Annotated in this window: 19 protein-coding genes; 4 read left to right on the top strand and 15 right to left on the bottom strand. The window is 54.9% G+C overall.

Going from position 1 to position 17487, the window contains the following annotated elements; all coding sequences use genetic code 11:
- Positions 1–94: 94 nt before the first annotated feature.
- The 8 genes from FJ695_RS21330 to glyA form a co-directional block, all read right to left on the bottom strand.
- Entirely contained in the window at positions 95–1318 is a 1224-nt protein-coding gene (locus FJ695_RS21330) for an MFS transporter (RefSeq protein ID WP_141187316.1), read from the bottom strand.
- Positions 1319–1413: 95 nt separating this feature from the next.
- Positions 1414–2412 carry a thiamine-phosphate kinase gene (gene thiL, locus FJ695_RS21335; RefSeq protein WP_141187317.1) on the bottom strand — a complete coding sequence of 333 codons (999 nt, stop codon included), beginning with the start codon at positions 2410–2412 and terminating at the stop codon, positions 1414–1416.
- Between the two features lie 2 nt (positions 2413–2414).
- Entirely contained in the window at positions 2415–2951 is a 537-nt protein-coding gene (nusB, locus tag FJ695_RS21340) for a transcription antitermination factor NusB (RefSeq protein WP_141187318.1), read from the bottom strand.
- A 5-nt stretch (positions 2952–2956) separates the two neighbouring features.
- Entirely contained in the window at positions 2957–3406 is a 450-nt protein-coding gene (gene ribH / locus FJ695_RS21345) for a 6,7-dimethyl-8-ribityllumazine synthase (RefSeq protein WP_141187319.1), read from the bottom strand.
- Positions 3407–3572: 166 nt separating this feature from the next.
- On the bottom strand, positions 3573–4184 hold the full coding sequence (locus FJ695_RS21350) for a riboflavin synthase (protein ID WP_141187320.1): 612 nt from the start codon (positions 4182–4184) through the stop codon (positions 3573–3575).
- Between the two features lies 1 nt (position 4185).
- The gene (gene ribD / locus FJ695_RS21355) at positions 4186–5313 is read right to left on the bottom strand and encodes a bifunctional diaminohydroxyphosphoribosylaminopyrimidine deaminase/5-amino-6-(5-phosphoribosylamino)uracil reductase RibD (protein WP_141187321.1); all 1128 of its coding nucleotides are present in this window, start codon (positions 5311–5313) and stop codon (positions 4186–4188) included.
- A 14-nt stretch (positions 5314–5327) separates the two neighbouring features.
- Positions 5328–5804 (bottom strand): transcriptional regulator NrdR, encoded by a 477-nt coding sequence (nrdR, locus tag FJ695_RS21360; RefSeq protein WP_141187322.1) that lies wholly within the window; start codon positions 5802–5804, stop codon positions 5328–5330.
- 25 nt (positions 5805–5829) lie between these two features.
- Entirely contained in the window at positions 5830–7131 is a 1302-nt protein-coding gene (gene glyA, locus FJ695_RS21365; protein ID WP_371708996.1) for a serine hydroxymethyltransferase, read from the bottom strand.
- 385 nt (positions 7132–7516) lie between these two features.
- On the opposite strand from glyA, the gene FJ695_RS21370 reads away from it, so the two are divergent.
- From FJ695_RS21370 to FJ695_RS21385, 4 genes are read left to right on the top strand one after another with little or no spacing between them, the layout of a single operon-like run.
- A complete protein-coding gene (locus tag FJ695_RS21370; protein ID WP_141187324.1) occupies positions 7517–9103 on the top strand; it encodes a PP2C family protein-serine/threonine phosphatase in 1587 nt (528 codons plus the stop codon).
- A gap of 9 nt (positions 9104–9112) precedes the next feature.
- Positions 9113–9664 (top strand): SiaB family protein kinase, encoded by a 552-nt coding sequence (locus tag FJ695_RS21375; protein ID WP_141187325.1) that lies wholly within the window; start codon positions 9113–9115, stop codon positions 9662–9664.
- A 15-nt stretch (positions 9665–9679) separates the two neighbouring features.
- Positions 9680–10078: a DUF1987 domain-containing protein gene (locus FJ695_RS21380; RefSeq protein ID WP_247653700.1), complete on the top strand. Its 399-nt coding sequence runs from the start codon at positions 9680–9682 to the stop codon at positions 10076–10078.
- Positions 10075–10905, top strand: a complete 831-nt coding sequence (locus FJ695_RS21385; RefSeq protein ID WP_141187326.1) for a GGDEF domain-containing protein — start codon at positions 10075–10077, stop codon at positions 10903–10905. The genes FJ695_RS21380 and FJ695_RS21385 overlap by 4 nt, the downstream gene beginning before the upstream one ends.
- Before the next feature lie 35 nt (positions 10906–10940).
- Here FJ695_RS21385 and FJ695_RS21390 read toward each other — a convergent pair whose 3' ends face one another.
- The 7 genes from FJ695_RS21390 to FJ695_RS21420 form a co-directional block, all read right to left on the bottom strand.
- A complete protein-coding gene (locus FJ695_RS21390; protein ID WP_141187327.1) occupies positions 10941–11168 on the bottom strand; it encodes a serine hydroxymethyltransferase in 228 nt (75 codons plus the stop codon).
- Between the two features lie 133 nt (positions 11169–11301).
- Complete coding sequence (locus FJ695_RS21395; RefSeq protein WP_141187328.1) at positions 11302–12615, bottom strand: murein L,D-transpeptidase; 1314 nt, start codon at positions 12613–12615, stop codon at positions 11302–11304.
- Between the two features lie 331 nt (positions 12616–12946).
- Positions 12947–13462, bottom strand: coding sequence for a transcriptional regulator LdtR (gene ldtR / locus FJ695_RS21400; protein ID WP_141187329.1), 516 nt, complete (start codon positions 13460–13462; stop codon positions 12947–12949).
- Positions 13463–13616: 154 nt separating this feature from the next.
- Positions 13617–14510 carry a 3-hydroxyisobutyrate dehydrogenase gene (mmsB, locus tag FJ695_RS21405; protein WP_141187330.1) on the bottom strand — a complete coding sequence of 298 codons (894 nt, stop codon included), beginning with the start codon at positions 14508–14510 and terminating at the stop codon, positions 13617–13619.
- A 111-nt stretch (positions 14511–14621) separates the two neighbouring features.
- Complete coding sequence (locus FJ695_RS21410; protein WP_141187331.1) at positions 14622–15047, bottom strand: DUF6163 family protein; 426 nt, start codon at positions 15045–15047, stop codon at positions 14622–14624.
- A 16-nt stretch (positions 15048–15063) separates the two neighbouring features.
- Positions 15064–16095 (bottom strand): enoyl-CoA hydratase/isomerase family protein, encoded by a 1032-nt coding sequence (locus FJ695_RS21415; protein WP_141187332.1) that lies wholly within the window; start codon positions 16093–16095, stop codon positions 15064–15066.
- Positions 16096–16282: 187 nt separating this feature from the next.
- Entirely contained in the window at positions 16283–17422 is a 1140-nt protein-coding gene (locus FJ695_RS21420) for an isobutyryl-CoA dehydrogenase (RefSeq protein WP_141187333.1), read from the bottom strand.
- Positions 17423–17487 lie beyond the last annotated feature (65 nt).

The following is a 17487-nucleotide window of genomic DNA, read 5'->3' on the forward strand; positions in this document are numbered from 1 at the left end:
CTTCAAATGTATTATTTCAATATGCCGCTGCGGCATAACATAGCGCACCGCAGCAATTTATGCTGCAATGACGAAGTAAAATTACGTATGAACTTTAAGCGGTTGTAACAGCTCTTCTTTCAGCCACGGCGAGCCAAATAAGCAGACCGATGCAAAGGACTACAAACGGGAAAACCAGGATATTGACGGTTGACCAGCCAAAGGCGTTGAGCAGGGCTCCAGAGGAAAAAGAAGCTGCTGCGACGAATCCAAAAACCAGGAAATCATTGACCGACTGGACAAGGTTGCGTTCCTCGGGTCGATAAGTGTCTGTCAGCATGGCTGTAGCGCCGATAAATCCGAAGTTCCAGCCAAGTCCCAGCAAGACCAGAGCCGTCCAAAAATGGGCCAATTCAAGACCGGCCAGAGCAACAATCGAACAGCCTGCGAGCAAAGAAAGACCTATGGAAACGATCCGTTCTTTACCAAAACGGGCAATCAGACTGCCGGTGAAGAAGCTCGGTCCGAACATTGCCAAAACGTGCCACTGGATGCCAAGCGCAGCATCGGTATCGCTGAGGCCACAACCGATCATCGCGAGCGGTGTTGCGGTCATGACCAGGCTCATCAAAGCGTAGGAGCAAATGCCGCAAGCTGCAGCGACAATAAAGCGCGGCTGCATCATGATCTGCCGCAAGGGCCGCCCACCCGCTTGCTTGTGGTTTTGCCGTGGAGGTTTCGGGATCTTGATGAACGCCAATAGGCACATTGCGATAAAGGCTAGGCCCGCCTGGGCCAGGTATGTCCCGGCAAACAGGATGGGGGCAAACATGTCCTTTGTAGCGATCACGGTCTGTGGACCGACAACCCCGGCCAGAACTCCGCCTGCCAAAACCCAGGAAATCGCCTTTGGCTTGAACGCATCGCTGGCCGTATCTGCTGCGGCAAACCGGTACTGTTGAACAAAGGCTCCGGCAAACCCGCCCACGCTGCAGGCAAAGGCAAACAGCAGGAAGTGGTTCAGCATAACCGCATAGGCAGCCAGGAGACCGGACGCGACACCCAGGAGCGCCGATCCCATGAACCCGGCCCGGCGGCCAAAACGACGCATGATCATACCGGCCGGGATGGTGCCGAAGGCCGTGCCCAAAACCATTGCAGAGACCGGGACAGTCGCCAGTGACTTGTCTTCGCCTAGCATCATGTAGCCAACGAGAGACCCGGTGGAGATCACAATAGAGGCTGAGGCTCCGCCAAGCGCCTGCGCCAGCGCCAGAAGCAGCGCGTTGCGTTTGGCCAAACGGTCATCGACAAGGGTTTCGTGCGAAACTGCGGTCATGAATTAGCGATCTCTAAATGGGCTGAGGCCCGAACAGGAAGGATTTTCTGCCTATCACGGCTTTGGGTAATCACAAAGCACCCGTTGATCAAAATCTAAAAGTGGCGGAAACCAGCACTCTGCCCAGCTGCTAGTGGTGCGCCGTTTTTCGAGAGATGAACGCCGCCAGTTCCCTCTTCCACGCGTCCGATCGCATGCACACGACATCCCGCAACTTCGCTATCCGCTGCAAATGCGGCCGCATCTTGAGCGGGAACTGCGGCCAGGATTTCGTAGTCATCACCGCCATTCAAGCAGCTGAAGAAGGTTTCCGGCGCTGCTTCTTTGATGTGCGCCATTGTCATGGACAAAGGAACAGCTTCCAAGTCGATATGCATGTCGACAGCGCTGGCAGTTGCAATGTGACGGGCATCGGACAAAAGCCCGTCGGACACATCCATGGAGGCCGATGCGTATTTGGCAATGATGGGCGCCATACGGGTGCGCGGCCGCGGTAGCAAATACCGGTCCAGGATGTGTTTTTCTTGATCTTCGTCTAGTCTACTCCGCCGGCAGAACTCAGGATCAAGCCGTGCTTTCAGTCCGGCTGCGGCATCGCCGATCGTCCCGGTGACAAAAAGCTGATCGCCTGGTTTTGCGCCGCAACGCCGCACCGCATTGCCGGCCTCAACCTCACCAATTGCAGTAATAGACACCTGCAAGCCATTGGAAGAGCGAATGGTATCGCCGCCAAAGAGGTCGATATCATAGGCCGCTTGATCGGCTGCCAGCCCATTGCAGAAGCGCTCCAGCCATTCAGCTGTCCAGTCTTTTGGGAGCGCAAGGCCGAGCAGGTATCCGCGCGGTGTCGCTCCCTTGGCAGCCAAGTCTGACAAATTGACCCGCAACGCCTTTGCAGCAATCGCTTCTGGCGCGTCATCTGCAAAAAAATGGATATCGGCGGCCAGAACATCCTTGGTTAAAACAAGGTCGTAGCCATCACGCGGCGACAACACGGCCGCATCATCGGTCAGTCCGACACTGCCCGGATTTTTGGCCAGGGGCGCAAAAAACTGTTTGATCAGCTCAAACTCACCGGGCCGTGCGGCGGACATGATCAGCCCTGTCCGTCCGCATCCTTGGCGTCGAATTCCGGGCTACGCAATTCATGCGCCAGCCGGTCGAGCACACCATTGACCAAGCCTGGTTCATCGTCTTCGAAAAACGCTTTGGCAACATCAATATATTCGGAGATGATTACTTTGGCCGGCACATCCTTGCGTCGCAAAAGCTCATAAGAACCAGAGCGCAGAATTGCCCGAAGCAGACTATCGATCCGCTTAAGCGGCCAGTCTTCCTTCAACGCTGTATGGATGTAGGGGTCCAGAAACTTCTGATCCTGAACCACACCGGCAACGATGTGCTTGAACCATTGTTCGTCGGCATCGCGGTACTGTTCGCCGTCAATTTCCTTGCCCAAACGGAAAGCGGTGTATTCGCTCACCACATTGGTCACTGGCGTTCCGCCGATGTCCATCTGGTATAGCGCTTGAACAGCAGCGAGGCGCGCAACGCCCCGCTTGTTGGCTGGGCGCACGGTTTTGCCGCCTGATTTGTTTGCAGCCGGTTTGTCCTGGTCGGCCTTTCCGGTCATTTGTCTTATACTCCGAGGCGCGCACGCAGTGCGATCATATCAAGGGCTGCCTGAGCTGCTGCTCCGCCCTTATTCTTGTCGTCGACCTTGGCACGGGCCCACGCCTGCTCACTGTTTTCAACCGTCAGAATACCATTTCCGACAGCCAGATCCGCATCAACGATCAAGTCCATGACCACGCGGTTGGATTCATTTGCGACGATGTCGTAGTGCGTGGTTTCCCCACGGATCACAACACCCAGAAGAACAAAGCCATCATACAGCGTACCCTCGTTTTCCATCGCAGTCATTGCCATGGAAAGGGCTGCCGGGATCTCCAAGACCCCCGGAACCGCTACACGATCATAGGCTGCACCGGCTGCTTCGATCGTCTTGATCGCGCCTTCGGCCAGGGAATCGGCCAGGTCATCATAGAAGCGGGCTTCAATGATCAGGAGTTTCGGTGCAGCGCTCATGGGTTTCATCCTTTATAAGGCCGCGACAGGAACCACGTCTGCCCCGGTTTGTCCAGTGTCATTCGTGCAAGACCGTTAAAACCAGGCAACATAGCTGTCACCCGGGTTCACCAGCAGGACCACCTGAGACCGGTCCTCGTTGTTCTTGAAAGTGTTGGGACGTCCCCTACCCGGTCTTGGTGAATTCCGCAAGACGTGCCGCGTAACGGGCCATCATATCCACTTCGAGATTGATCTGGTCGCCAACCTTGCGATCTGACCAGTTGGTCACTTCAAGTGTGTGCGGGATCAGAAAGACGGAAAACAGAAGGCCCTCGACTTCATTCACCGTCAGCGATGCCCCATTCAGGGCAACAGAGCCTTTTTTGGCAATGAACGGGGCCGCCTCTTCTGGTGCCCGGAACTGGAAATAGACAGAATCCGGGTGGTCTTCGCGTTTTGTGACTTCGGCAAGGCCATCAACGTGCCCCAGCACCAAGTGGCCGCCGAGTTCGGCGCCCATGGTCAAGGAGCGCTCTAAGTTGATGTCTTGACCGGCGGCCCAGTCGGCTACATTGGTCAAGGCCAGCGTTTCTGCGGCCGATTCCACTTCAAACCAATTGCCATCGGCACTGTTTTCTTTGGCTGTGACCGTGTGGCAAACACCATCGCAGGCAATCGACGCGCCGATATCGAAACTGTCCGTATCGTAGACGGTCTTTATCCGGGTGCGCTTTCCTGCTGGAATATCGTCGCACTTAATGATTTGGCCAAGGTCGGTCACAATACCGGTGAACATGTCAGGCTCCACGCCGTCTGAGGTAAGTGTATCGATCGGGACCAAAATGTCCGGCACCGATGCGGTCGAAATTGGGGTCGTTGAGCACTTTTGCAAGATCCAGATCGTGCAGAGCCGGTATGCCGCCTACGCCAATCTTGATATCGCCGGTTACGACACACAGGTCATCGATCAGCCCTGCGTTTAGGAATGACGAGGCAAGCCGCGCGCCCCCTTCGACCATGACGCGGGTGATGCCGCGTGTCGCAAGTGCGCTTAAGATCACACTGGGATCAATCCCGGTGTCTGCCGCCGGAACCCGGATAATGTTGACGCCAGCGGCGGACAAAGCATCGATCCGCTCACCATCAGCGTCATTGCTGCAAATCAGCCAGACCGGGACATCCACACAGGTTTTGACCAGCTTTGAAGTCACAGGCAAACGGGCCTGCCGGTCTACGACAACACGAACCGGCGACCGGTGATGCAATCCCGGCAGACGGCAGGTTAGTTGCGGGTCGTCGGCTAGCGCCGTTCCGCTGCCGACGAGAATGGCATCGGATGCAGCCCGGAAGCCATGAACCATACGCATGGAGAGCGGGCCGGATATTTTAATCTGCCCCTCACCTTCCCGGCCGATAAATCCATCTTGGGAAACCGCAAGTTTCAAAAACACACTTGGGCGCTGCTTTACCTGGCGCAGGGTGAAGCCATGATAGACGGCTTTGATGGAAGCTTCCCGTACGCCGGTCACAACTTCGATCCCGGCATCTTCAAGCATTTTGACGCCGCGGCCAGAAACCCGCGGATTGGGGTCGAGCATTCCGACAACCACCCGTTTGACACCGGCCTCAATCAAGGCCAACGAACAGGGCGGCGTACGTCCATAATGAGAACAAGGCTCCAGGGTGACATAACATGTAGCACCCTTTGCCTTATCACCGGCTTGATTGAGCGCGTTGACCTCCGCATGAGCCATGCCTGGCCGCGACGTCACACCCCGGCCAACGAGGGCCGGCAGACCATCTTCGGTTTCGCGGACAATCAGAGCGGCAACGGAAGGGTTCGGCCACACCCGGCCAAGCCCGCGACGGGCAAGCCGTTCGGCTGCCGCCATAAACCGGTTATCAGTGTCACTGATCTTGGACATTGGCGACGCGCGGTTCAGTCTTTGTCCGCCAGCGGCGCATCCGGATCACTCAGCTCATCCAATAGAGCCTCGAAGTCCTTGGCCTCGCGGAAATTCTTGTAAACTGAGGCAAAGCGAACATAAGCAACATCATCGACCTCTTTGAGGCCTTCCATGACGTGATTGCCAATGGTTTCTGCGGTGATTTCGCTTTCGCCGGAACTTTCCAGCTGGCGCACGATGCCGCTGACCATCCGCTCTATCCGCTCCGGATCCACCGGACGCTTGCGCACCGCGATTTGTACCGAGCGCATCAGTTTTTCCCGATCAAACGGGACACGGCGTCCAGAGCGCTTGAGCACCATTAACTCGCGCAGCTGAACCCGTTCAAAGGTGGTGTAGCGGCCGCCGCAGGTGTTGCAGATCCTGCGGCGGCGAATGGCTGTGTTGTCCTCGGTCGGGCGGGAATCCTTAACTTGGGTTTCATCGCCGCCGCAAAACGGACATTTCATGTGTCAAAGCTCCTGAACGAGCCGGTTACCCCCCGTAGATCGGGAACCGTGCTGTCAGTGCTTCTACCTTGGCTTTGACCGCGGCTTCAACCGCTGCGTTGCCCTCTTCACTGTTTGCGGCCTTCAAACCATCCAACACTTCCGTGATCAGCATGCCAACTTCGCGGAATTCGGCCACACCGAAGCCGCGCGTGGTCGCTGCCGGGGTGCCGAGGCGGATACCGGAGGTTACAAACGGCTTTTCCGGGTCGAACGGAATGCCGTTCTTGTTGCAGGTGATGTTGGCCCGGCCGAGAGATTTTTCCGCAGCCTTACCAGTCGCGTTCTTCGGACGCAGATCCACAAGCATCAAGTGGTTGTCGGTGCCGCCGGAAACGATATCCAACCCCTGTTCTTTCAAGGATTCAGCCAAAGCCTTGGAGTTGGCAACAACTGACTGGGCGTAGGCCTTAAACTCCGGCTGAAGCGCTTCCTTGAACGCAACTGCCTTCGCCGCAATCACATGCATCAGCGGGCCGCCTTGCAAACCCGGGAAGACTGCAGAATTGAATTTCTTGGCGAGCGCTTCGTCGTTGCACAGGATCATGCCACCGCGCGGACCGCGCAGGGATTTATGAGTCGTAGTGGTGCAGACATGTGCATGCGGGATCGGTGACGGATGCACACCGCCGGCAACCAGGCCAGCGATGTGGGCCATATCGACCATCAGATAGGCACCGATGCTGTCAGCGATTTCGCGGAAGCGTTTCCAGTCCCAGATGCGGGAATAGGCGGTGCCACCTGCCAGGATCAGTTTCGGCTTGTGCTCATTGGCCAGACGCTCAACTTCGTCCATGTCGAGCAGATGATCGTCTTCCCGTACACCGTAGGAAACAACGTTGAACCATTTGCCGGACATGTTAACCGGCGACCCGTGAGTCAGGTGACCACCGGAATTCAGGTCCAGACCCATGAAGGTGTCGCCCGGCTGCAGAAGCGCCAGGAACACCGCCTGGTTCATCTGGGAACCGGAGTTCGGCTGGACATTGGCGAACTGGCAGCCAAACAGTTCCTTGGCGCGCTCGATGGCCAGCGTTTCTGCCACATCAGCGAACTCGCAGCCGCCGTAGTAGCGTTTACCTGGATAGCCTTCGGCGTACTTGTTTGTGAAGATGGAGCCCTGCGCTTCCAGCACCGCGCGGGAAACAATGTTCTCGGACGCAATCAGCTCGATTTCGTGCTGTTGACGGCCCAGTTCCTTTTCGATTGTTCCGAAGATATCCGGATCGGCCTCAGCAAGACCGCGGGTGAAGAAACCGGACTGAACCGACTGACTGGAGGATTCCATCAAAGACATCGCACCATCCTTGTTAGTTGAGCAAAAGGTGTGGCGTCAGCATTTGCTCACATAGGAGCGGGATCGGGAGCTGTCTGCCATCTTGTGGCGTCGAAGTAACACAGGCTTTCGTGAAACCCAAGGGCAACAGCGACGCAAGCCTTCTTGAAACCGGCATCATTACCAATTGATCGAATTTCTCCGGCACGCACAAGATATCCATATAAAATGCTCAGCAAGAGATATAATCATCGTCATTTATTACAGTAAATACATGAATCCAAACTCATAATTATCAAAACACGTCCAGCATTCCTTAATTTTTACGCACAATAATGCAAGAATTCATCCTGGCATCACCTTGACTAATTCCGGGATCATACTTGGTGGTGAATTTATGAGAATTGCGAATTGGCTGGAAAACTCACGGCACCTTCCAACCATATCTTATTGTTTGGGTCTCGGCCTCATCGCATTAACGGTCACTGCCATTTGGCTGGCCGATATTGCGTTTATTAAAGAACAACAACGCATAGGCGTGGAAGTGAACCTCGCCGGCCGGCAGCGTATGCTGAGTCAGCGGATCGGCATGATCGCCCAGAACATGGCACGTTTTGAAAGGGTCAATGGGGCCAACCCAAGTTTCACCCTTCTGGGATGTGCAGATCAAATGATGCGGGCCCATGTAGCCCTCAAATCCACCGACATACAGCTCATCAGATCCGCACTGTCAGAAGGGTTTAGCTGCCATTTAGGCAAACCGGACGACGTGCCGGTCGGAGAATTGTCGCCAGCACTGCAGGCCGCTTTCTTTGGTGGCAATCACCCCTTAGACGCGATGCTGAGACAGTTTGCAGAAACGGCACGCCGTCTGGCTCAATCCGACCCGCCGGATGAGAAAGACATCGAGCATATTGTAAACCTCGCAAATCTGCACATGCCTGTGAAACTGAATTCACTGACCAATACCTTTCAGCATGAAGGTGAAGAGGCGCTACGTCGGCTTGACACCATTACAACGACCATGTGGGCGCTCACCCTGATTCTGATTGCTGTTGAGATTGTCCTTATTTTCCGACCAATGGCCCGCTCTATTCAACGTAATTTGAGTCGTATCAAAGAGACATTGGCGATCGCAAAACAACGTGAAACCGACCTGCACCTGGCAAACGAGCAGTTATGGGAAGGTATTACCTACGCGCGAAAGATCCAGAAAGGATTGTTGGCCGACGTCCATGAAATGCGCCATTCGGTCGCCGATGTTGCGATGCTGTGGGAACCGCTTCAGGTGGTCAGCGGCGATTTTGTCTGGTCATCAGAACAATACAACAAGGTGGTGTTCTTTGTTGCCGATTGTACCGGTCATGGGGTTCCTGGTGCGCTTTTGACAATGATCGTGTCTTCGGAACTGACAAAAATAATGGACTATGTCGACCTCGATGATCCGGAGAACCTGATGCTCTACCTGGATAAAGCCGTTCGCGCACGGCTTGGTCAGGAGATCCAGGAGGATGACAAGTTTGCAATGAGGGAATCGGACGACGGGTTCGAGGCCGCCCTTGTGATCTTCGACCGCGATGACAATACGCTGACATACGTCGGCGCCGGTATCCCCTTGTTCATCCAATCTTTCGACGGCATCCGGCGGATCGCGGCCGACCGCCGACATCTTGGCTACCGGACTCTAAAACGACCGTCATCTTTCACCGTGCATAAAATAGATATTGAACCAAACGAAACGTTTTACGTCGCAACAGACGGTGCAACTGACCACATTGGCGGGAAGAACAAACGTGCCTTTGGCCGCAAGCGATTGTTTGAGGTCCTTGAATCAAAGGCCTATGCTGACCTGGAAACGCAACTCGACAACCTGAAAGCTGTTTTGTCAGAATACCGCGGCGAAGAACCGGCAAGGGATGATTATACCGTCCTTGCGGTGACTCCAAGATCCGCTGCACAATTGGCCGAAAAAGCGGCAGAATAGGAGCAGGAGATGCTGGCTAAAGACATATATGCATTCCGCTCCGAATTGCAGAACCGGAACACGTTTTTCGCTTATTCCGGATATTTCAGCGAAAATCTGATGCTGTCACTCGGCAATGCCGTAAAGCAGCAAATGGAGCTGCAAAACACGGAGCGCAAAGTTGCGCGCCGGGTGTTCGGTGTCTTTGTGGAACAGGTTCAAAATATCATCCGCTATTCAGATGAACAGGCTTGGCTTTCGGATACCAAAGCATCGCGATTATCCAATGGTGTTGTTGCTTTCGGGCATGAAAATCAGAGTTTTTTTGTCATATGCGGCAATCCAGTCCCTCAGGAGGAAGCTGTAACATTGCGTGAACGTTTGGAGATAATCCGGGGCATGGATGGTGAAACTTTACGCAAACATTATCGGACAAAGCTTCGCGAAGAACCCGAAGCACAGAGCGAAGGCGGTTCAATTGGTCTGATTGAAATCGCAAGGCGAGCAACACAACCCTTGGAGTACGACTTTTACGATATGGACGACGGGCGGAAGTTCTTTGTCCTGAAGGCATTCGTTTAAGAGGAGATCTGAGGCATGACAATGACCCCTCTTGATATCGAAGCAACTGTAAGATCTCCAGAAATTCGCCTGGATCTGAATGCTGGTCATCTATCAATATCCGGTGAAAGCTACCCGGAAGATGCCAGTGCCTTCTTTGGGCCCATCTTGAAGGCCGTTGCCGGTTTCATTGGAGCGACCCACGATCAGACGCTGACGGTGGAGATGAAACTCATCTATTTCAACTCCTCCAGCGCCAAGGCGATCATGAACTTATTCCAGTTGCTTGAGGAAGCGGCGGAAAACGGCAAGAATATTGTCATCAACTGGTATTTTGATCCAGAAGACGACATGATGGAAGAAATGGGCGAGGACTTTTCTGAAGACTTCGAACACGCCAGCTTCCACTTGAAGCCGGAGGCGAGCGCCGAATGAACCGGACCCGAAAGAATACAGAAACGGATTTCACGCTGTTCGACAACGAAGAGCGGGTGATGGAGCACGCCGAGACGATCATTGACGGACTTGAAGAGACCACCGACCTGATCAAGACACTCTCCGCGGCCTATAAGCGCGCAGTGAAGGATCAAAAACGGATGGTCCGCCTCTGTGATCGGATGCAGGAAGAGCTGCGGGCCGTCAAGGAACGGCTCGAAGGGGAAGTGACAGCCCGTGCGGAGTTGGCGGAACAGTTTCGGGTGCAGGCCATTACTGACGGCATGACACAGATATTCAACCGCAGCCACTTCCTTGAGCTGTGCGACCACGAACTGAAATCCCGAGCCCGCACCGAAGCGCCGTTAAGTGTCGCGCTCCTGGATGTCGATCATTTCAAGTCGGTCAACGACACTTATGGCCATGCCGCCGGCGATGAAGTACTGCGGACGGTCGCCCGCACTTTAGAAAACAACCTGCGCCAGAGCGATGTCATTGCGCGCTGGGGCGGTGAAGAGTTCGGGATCTTAATGCCGCGTACCAGCCCGGAAAATGCTGCGGCTTTGGCCGAGCGCTTGCGAAAAGCGGTTCAAGACCAGTCCTTCGATGGAAAAAAGGAAAGGTTTTCCATTACAGCAAGCTTCGGCCTAACCACTTTGGAAGGTCCAAACCCAACAACTAAGAGATCGGGAATGAGCGTTATCGACGGTTTGTTCAAATGCGCCGATGATGCTCTTTATGACGCTAAAAGCTCCGGCCGGAATAAGGTGGTCGCCGCGGAATACGTAAAGGGCGTCAAATTGGACGCGACCGAAGAACCGGCCTAGCCCCAAACCGCCAACTTCGATACCAATGAGTAGGTTTAGTAAAGTGTCGGATCCTGCTGCTGTTTGGCCGCATCCGCCAGCTGGTCAATTCGGCGTTTCAGTTTCCGAACAACAACCCTTTTCAAGTCTTCTTGAGACGTTGAAGCCGGACCGAATGTGGACACTTCTATCCCGGTTGCCGCGTCGATTGCCGTGACTTGCACCTGTTTTCCGACAGGCCGGAATTCCAAATAGATCTCGCCGGGTCTTGGATCACGACTCATCCGGCACACTTCCTTTCATCGATCCCTGACACCATCCCGATCGAGGTCAAACTTTACTTTCCGCCTCAATAGACACGAAACGCCGGCCTCTGCAAGACCGGCGTTTGGAAGTTCTGTCAGGTTCAATACAGCGTTATTGCAAGCTCGCCTGGGTATCGACCCCATAAATATCGTCGCGGTTGTAAATGTCATCGCGGAAGTGAACCACGCCATCGGCATTTGCCCAAGCGGTGACATAGGCCATGTAAAGCGGAATGGACCTTTTCAGTTTCACGTCTTCGCGCGCGCCGCTGCGAATGACCGAATCAACTTTCGTGCGGTCCCAGTCCGGCGTGGTCGACTGAAGCAACCATGTGACCAGCTCGCGCACGTTTTGGACACGAACACAGCCGGAAGAATGGAACCGGTAGCCTTCGCCAAACAGTGTTTTGGACGGCGTATCGTGCAAGTAAACTTGGTGCTTGTTGTGGAAATTGATCCGCACAGACCCAAGAGAGTTTTCCTGCCCGGGATCCTGGGTGAACCGATAATTTGTCGCCTCTTCCGTGTTCCAGTCGATCTGCTGCCAGGAGATTTCCTCATTGCCGCGCCAGTTAAAGATCCGGATCTTGTTCTTGGCCAGATACTCAGGATCTTCCTTCATCTTCGGGATCAAGTCCTTGCGGATGATGGAAACCGGCACGGTCCATGTCGGATTAAAATTCAGCTCATAGATCTTGCTGTTCAAAATCGGCGTCTGCCGGTCAATCTTGCCAACAACTGCTGTATGGCGGGAACGGACACGTCCGTTCTCGACGGCTTCGATCTCGGCCGCCGGAATGTTCACCATCACATAACGGTCGCCAAGGTTCCCGGACATGGCGCGGACGCGGACAAGATTGGTTTCCAACTGCCGCAAACGCACATCAGCCGGAACGTTCAAGGCCTTGACGGTTTCCTCCCCCATAACTCCGTCCGGGATTAGACCATGGCGGAGCTGGAATCGACGTAGAGCCGCATCGACATAAGAATCGAATGTATCGGAAAGGCCAGCCTGCTGTTCCAGATCGCCGGACCCCATCAAACGGCGGCGCAGTTCAACAACCCGCGGATCTTTTTTGCCGATCCGAAGCGTTTTACCGCCCGGCGTAACAGCACCCCATCCGCCCAGCTGAACGATGCGCTGGTAGCGATTGATCGCAATCGCGATGTGATCAGCTGTTTCAGGGGACAAGGTCGGAGCAAAGGACTTCACTTCCGTGATATTGTCCGTTGCGATATCAAAGCTGTCTGCCCATTCAAGGTTCTGGCGATTGCTTTGCAGAGACTGCAGCGCAGTTTGGGCCGATGCGCTCCCGGCGATAGTTGCCGACGCAGCGAGCCCTATAGCCAAAGCGCTAATTTTTCCCAGAAAAGCGTTCCGCTTGAAAGCAAACTTCGTCCCGGCCGATGCGGAAAAAAGTGTCATTACCGACCCCACAGTGCTGCACATATCGCGCGCGTCCGCGCATTTTTGTCTATCAAGTTTCATCGGTCGTCGATTGATCCGGTCAATCTCCGGCTCGCGACCATCACAGGTACCGCAATATGGTTAACAAATCGGTTGATTCCTTAACTTTCCAGCGGACCAGCGCCCCAAAAGGCCATTCCTTTGTGACCACATCATGTCGAAGGGTCACGGGATTACTCTCACCCGAATATTGCGGAGTGTATTGGCTGTCCAACCAAATATCCGTGAGCACAAACAAAAGCACCGCCACAAGGGCGGTGCTTTGTCATCTGGATACGCCGCGAATTTCTCAGAGGCGATAAAGAATCTGATCGGTCCAGAACCGCTCCAGGCGGCGCAGCGACTTATTCAGCGCTACGAAGTCCTGCGGTCCGATTTCACCAACCTGTTCAACAGACAGCATGTGGCGCTCATAAAGATCATTGACGATCTTTGCCACTTCCTGGCCCTTGTCAGTCAGGCTAACACGGACGGACCGGCGGTCCATGCGCGAGCGCTGGTGGTGAATATAACCGGTTTCGACCAGTTTCTTCAGGTTATAGGACACGTTTGAACCGAGATAATAACCCCGGGTCCGGAGCTCGCCGGCGGTCAGCTCGGCATCACCAATGTTGAACAACAACAACGCCTGCACGCTGTTGACGTCCGACCGGCCCATGCGGTCAAATTCATCCTTGATTACGTCCAGCAAACGCCGGTGCAAACGCTCTACGAGCGTTAAGGCTTCTAGGTAGAGCGGCTTGATCGCCACTTCTTCCTCTTCACCCTGTGCCACAGCATCGACTGCCCTACTTGCGGTGATCATGTGATTGCGCCTCTTAATTGTACCTGTCAATCGGCGGATATTTTCCCGCCTTGTCAGATAATCTAACGGACTGATTCTAAAATCCGCTTAAGAGACACGCTGAATCATCAGTTAACTTTTGACCCGCTTTTTAGGTGCCTGATTCAGATTTTGTTTATGATGATCCGCGCAGGAACTTCACAATGGCAGAGAAATCCTGGGCATCGCCACCGGAATTACAGAACATAGAATAGAGCGCAGCCGACTCTGCGCCAAGCGGTGTCGCCGCGCCGGACGAGTTCGCGGCCTCTTGCGCCAATTTCAAATCCTTCAACATCATGCCGGCCGCAAATCCCGGCTGGTAGTCGCGGTTGGCCGGAGACGCAGGCAACGGTCCAGGCACAGGACAATAAGATGTCAACGCCCAGCACTGACCGGAAGCGGTGGAAGAAATGTCGAACAGTTTTTGCGCATCAAGGCCAAGGCGCTCAGCAAGCACAAATGCTTCGGACACACCGATCATGGTAATTCCGAGGATCATGTTGTTGCAGATCTTCGCGGCCTGACCATTACCTGCCCCGCCTGCATGAACAATGGTCTTGCCCATAATGTCCAGATAGGGCTTTGCAGCTTCAAAGGCGCTTTCTTCCCCCCCGACCATAAAGGTCAATGTCCCGCCAGCTGCTCCGGCAACACCACCGGATACCGGCGCATCGACCATCGGCATGGATTTTTCGGCAGCTGCAGCACTGACCACACGGGCACTGTCAACGTCGATTGTGGAGGAATCAATGAGCAAGGTGCCGGCTTTTGCGGTCTCCAAGATACCGCCCTCGCCCATATAGACTTCACGCACATGTTTGCCGGCCGGCAGCATGGTCACGATAACATCAACCTCAGCCGCCATCTCTGTTACGCTGGAAACAGCCTCGCCGCCCTCAGCCACCAGCGCATCCATTGCCGCCTTGGACATATCAAACCCAAGGACCCGGTGCCCAGCCTTCGCCAGATTGATGGCCATCGGACCACCCATATTGCCCAGACCGATAAAGCCGACAGTGGTTGACATAGTTTCCTCCAAAGAATGGTTTTAAGCGCGTTTTCAGTTACATATTCGGATCTGCTGAACAGGATGGCCAAGAACTTCAAAAGTTGAGTCACATATCCTTGTCGCAACCAATCATTTCGATGCGGCATTGATCCTGTTTTCGCGGGTCATCAGATAGGTCAGCCCCACATAGATCAATATGGTCAAAAGGTAGAAGGCGATTTCATAAGGACGGCGGCCATAAAGATCGGAAAACGCGGTGTGCATCACGATCTGACAAAAACAGCGGAACAGCCACATGACCGTTCCCCAGGACACCGTCAGCCAAAGACCGATGGCAGCGACAAGGTCCAAGACGCCAAAGAAAACAACAGCCCCTTGAATGGCAATCGGCATGTCCCAAAACCACATGCCCCGCCATTCAACAATCCCGACGATCCGCGCCCAATAGATCACGCCGCCGCCCATCAGGAGCAGGCCCATTGCCCGCAAGTACCAGATCAGCACCGTACTCCAGGGCGGGCGGGCGTAAAAAAGATCTTGAAAGCTGGTGATCATATCCGGTCCAACGTGGTTACAGCGGCAGATCTCCATCCGCCGGTTCCCGGAAATACGATGCCAGGTCGTCTATGTCTACGTGTGCAAGCTCTGACGGCGACCATTTCGGCGATTGATCCTTGTCGACCAGAAGCGCGCGCACGCCTTCAAAGAAGTCTTCGCCTTTGAGAACCTGAGAAACAATCCGGTACTCCAGCTTCATACAGTCGTTGAAGCTTGAGTTTGCGCCGCGCTGCATCTGCTCAAAGGCAATCATAACGCTGGTCGGGGATTTCTGGCGGATGGTCTCGGCTGCCTTGGTTGCAAAGTCTTCGCTGCTGCCATCCAGGCGTTCCAAGATGGCCGCAACGCTGTTTTCTGAAAAACAGGCTTCGATCAGATCGGCCTGTTGCATCAACGTTCCCGGTTCCACATCCACCAAGAAGGGTTTTAGAGCTGCGTCGGCATCATCGGCGCTAGCTAACGCCTCTTCGATGGCCGCCAGATCCGCTTCTTTCACCGTGTGTGTCAGAACGCCGGAGGCCAATGCGTCGCCCTGTTTCAAACGGCCGGCGGATAGAGCGCAATAAACACCCGTCTTTTTCGGCATGCGCGGCAGGAAATAGGTGCCGCCGACATCCGGAAAGAATCCGATCCCGGTTTCCGGCATGGCAAACATGGTCTTTTCTGTACCGACCCGGTGGCTGCCATGAACGGAAACGCCAACTCCCCCACCCATGACGATGCCGTCGATCAGCGCGATATAGGGCTTCGGATAGGCCTTGATCTGCGCGTTCAGAAGATACTCGTCTTTGAAGAACGTCCCGAGACCATCCATCTGGCCGGCCATTTTGGATTCGTAGATGCCGACAATGTCGCCGCCCGCACAGAACGCCTTGCCGCCTTCGCCGGTTATCACAACATGCGCGATTTCCGGATCCCCGGCCCAGCGTGTCAACTGATCTGCAAGGGCCGTGACCATTCCATGTGTCAGCGCATTGAGCGCCTTTGGCCGGTTGAGGGTTACGAAACCGGCCTTGCCGCGTTTTTCAAACAGAATGTCGCTCACTGCAGATCCTCAAAGGGTCGGTAACATGTCGAGTTAATATGTATTGTGCGGTTCCTACAGCCCTTCCCCCTGGAGGAGAAGGGCAGTGTTTGTCAGGTGAGAGCGTTTTTCTTTTTCAAACATCCGCTCATTGTCCCCCTTCTTTATACAAAAGAGGGCAGCGCTGATCGTTTCAACCCGCTTAGGGTCAGTCTTTCAAAAGATGCCGCGAGATGATCAGGCGCATGACCTCGTTGGTGCCTTCCAGGATTTGGTGCACCCGGACATCGCGCAAGAAGCGCTCGATCGGGTAATCCCGCAAATAGCCATATCCGCCATGAAGCTGGAGCGCGTCATTGACCACTTTGAAACCGGTGTCGGTGGCAAGGCGTTTGGCCATGGCGGCGAATTTCGGCGCTTCCGGGGTTTTGGCATCGACTTCGGTCGCAGCTTTGTAAAGCAGCAGACGGGCCGCTTCCAATTCAGTCGCCATATCCGCCAGGCGGAACTGCAGTGCCTGGAACGCGGTCAACGGTTTGCCGAACTGCTTGCGCTCACGCATATAGGCAATCGCCTGATCCAGGCATTCCTGTGCCGGACCAATGGAGCACGCACCGATGTTCAGGCGGCCGCCGTCGAGCGCTGCCATAGCAATCTTGAAGCCCTGGCCTTCGCCCCCAACAAGGTTGGATTTCGGCACGCGGCAATCCTGGAAGTTAACTTGTGCGGTCGGCTGGCTTTTCCAGCCGAGCTTCACTTCATTGGCGCCGAAGCTCAGTCCTGGAGTTCCTTTCTCGACCAACAGGCAAGAGATGCCGCCCGGTCCCTCGTCGCCTGTGCGGACCATGACCGCATAGAGATCGCTGACACCGCCGCCCGAAATGAACGCCTTGGAGCCGTTCAGGACATAATGATCGCCATCGTCTTTCGCTGTCGTGCGCAGAGCCGCCGCATCCGAGCCGGACCCCGGTTCGGTCAGGCAATAGCTGGTGAGCAGCTCCATGGTGCAGAGTTTCGGCAGAAACTTCTGTCGCAGGTCTTCATTGCCGTAGGTATCGATGATCCAGGACACCATATTATGGATAGACAGGTAAGCGGCCGTTGCCGTACAGCCCTTGGACAGCTCTTCGAAAATGAGCGCTGCGTCCAGACGGGTCAGGGCAGACCCACCGACATCATCCCGCACATATATCCCTGCCAGCCCCAGCTCAGCGGCCTTGCGCATGACCGGAATCGGGAAATAGCTGTCTTCATCCCATTGCGCAGCATGCGGCGCCAGTTCGTCCCGCGCAAAGCTTGCTGCCATGTCGCGGATTGCGCGCCGGTCTTCGTTCAATTGAAAGTCCACGATGTCCTCCCAGGAACTTGCGGGGCCGATTCTGGCCGCGCCGCTAACATTTGATCTGTGGCGCG

This window comes from Labrenzia sp. PHM005, assembly GCF_006517275.1.
Taxonomy (GTDB): Bacteria; Pseudomonadota; Alphaproteobacteria; order Rhizobiales; family Stappiaceae; genus Roseibium.

Excerpts from the sequence above, each read along its gene's own strand:
- FJ695_RS21330 (WP_141187316.1), bottom strand. The coding sequence starts at position 1,318 with ATGACCGCAGTTTCGCACGAAACCCTTGTCGATGACCGTTTGGCCAAA.
- thiL (WP_141187317.1), bottom strand. The coding sequence starts at position 2,412 with ATGTCCGCCGCACGGCCCGGTGAGTTTGAGCTGATCAAACAGTTTTTT.
- nusB (WP_141187318.1), bottom strand. The coding sequence starts at position 2,951 with ATGACCGGAAAGGCCGACCAGGACAAACCGGCTGCAAACAAATCAGGC.
- ribH (WP_141187319.1), bottom strand. The coding sequence starts at position 3,406 with ATGAGCGCTGCACCGAAACTCCTGATCATTGAAGCCCGCTTCTATGAT.
- FJ695_RS21350 (WP_141187320.1), bottom strand. The coding sequence starts at position 4,184 with ATGTTCACCGGTATTGTGACCGACCTTGGCCAAATCATTAAGTGCGAC.
- ribD (WP_141187321.1), bottom strand. The coding sequence starts at position 5,313 with ATGTCCAAGATCAGTGACACTGATAACCGGTTTATGGCGGCAGCCGAA.
- nrdR (WP_141187322.1), bottom strand. The coding sequence starts at position 5,804 with ATGAAATGTCCGTTTTGCGGCGGCGATGAAACCCAAGTTAAGGATTCC.
- glyA (WP_371708996.1), bottom strand. The coding sequence starts at position 7,131 with ATGGAATCCTCCAGTCAGTCGGTTCAGTCCGGTTTCTTCACCCGCGGT.
- FJ695_RS21370 (WP_141187324.1), top strand. The coding sequence starts at position 7,517 with ATGAGAATTGCGAATTGGCTGGAAAACTCACGGCACCTTCCAACCATA.
- FJ695_RS21375 (WP_141187325.1), top strand. The coding sequence starts at position 9,113 with ATGCTGGCTAAAGACATATATGCATTCCGCTCCGAATTGCAGAACCGG.
- FJ695_RS21380 (WP_247653700.1), top strand. The coding sequence starts at position 9,680 with ATGACAATGACCCCTCTTGATATCGAAGCAACTGTAAGATCTCCAGAA.
- FJ695_RS21385 (WP_141187326.1), top strand. The coding sequence starts at position 10,075 with ATGAACCGGACCCGAAAGAATACAGAAACGGATTTCACGCTGTTCGAC.
- FJ695_RS21390 (WP_141187327.1), bottom strand. The coding sequence starts at position 11,168 with ATGAGTCGTGATCCAAGACCCGGCGAGATCTATTTGGAATTCCGGCCT.
- FJ695_RS21395 (WP_141187328.1), bottom strand. The coding sequence starts at position 12,615 with ATGACACTTTTTTCCGCATCGGCCGGGACGAAGTTTGCTTTCAAGCGG.
- ldtR (WP_141187329.1), bottom strand. The coding sequence starts at position 13,462 with ATGATCACCGCAAGTAGGGCAGTCGATGCTGTGGCACAGGGTGAAGAG.
- mmsB (WP_141187330.1), bottom strand. The coding sequence starts at position 14,510 with ATGTCAACCACTGTCGGCTTTATCGGTCTGGGCAATATGGGTGGTCCG.
- FJ695_RS21410 (WP_141187331.1), bottom strand. The coding sequence starts at position 15,047 with ATGATCACCAGCTTTCAAGATCTTTTTTACGCCCGCCCGCCCTGGAGT.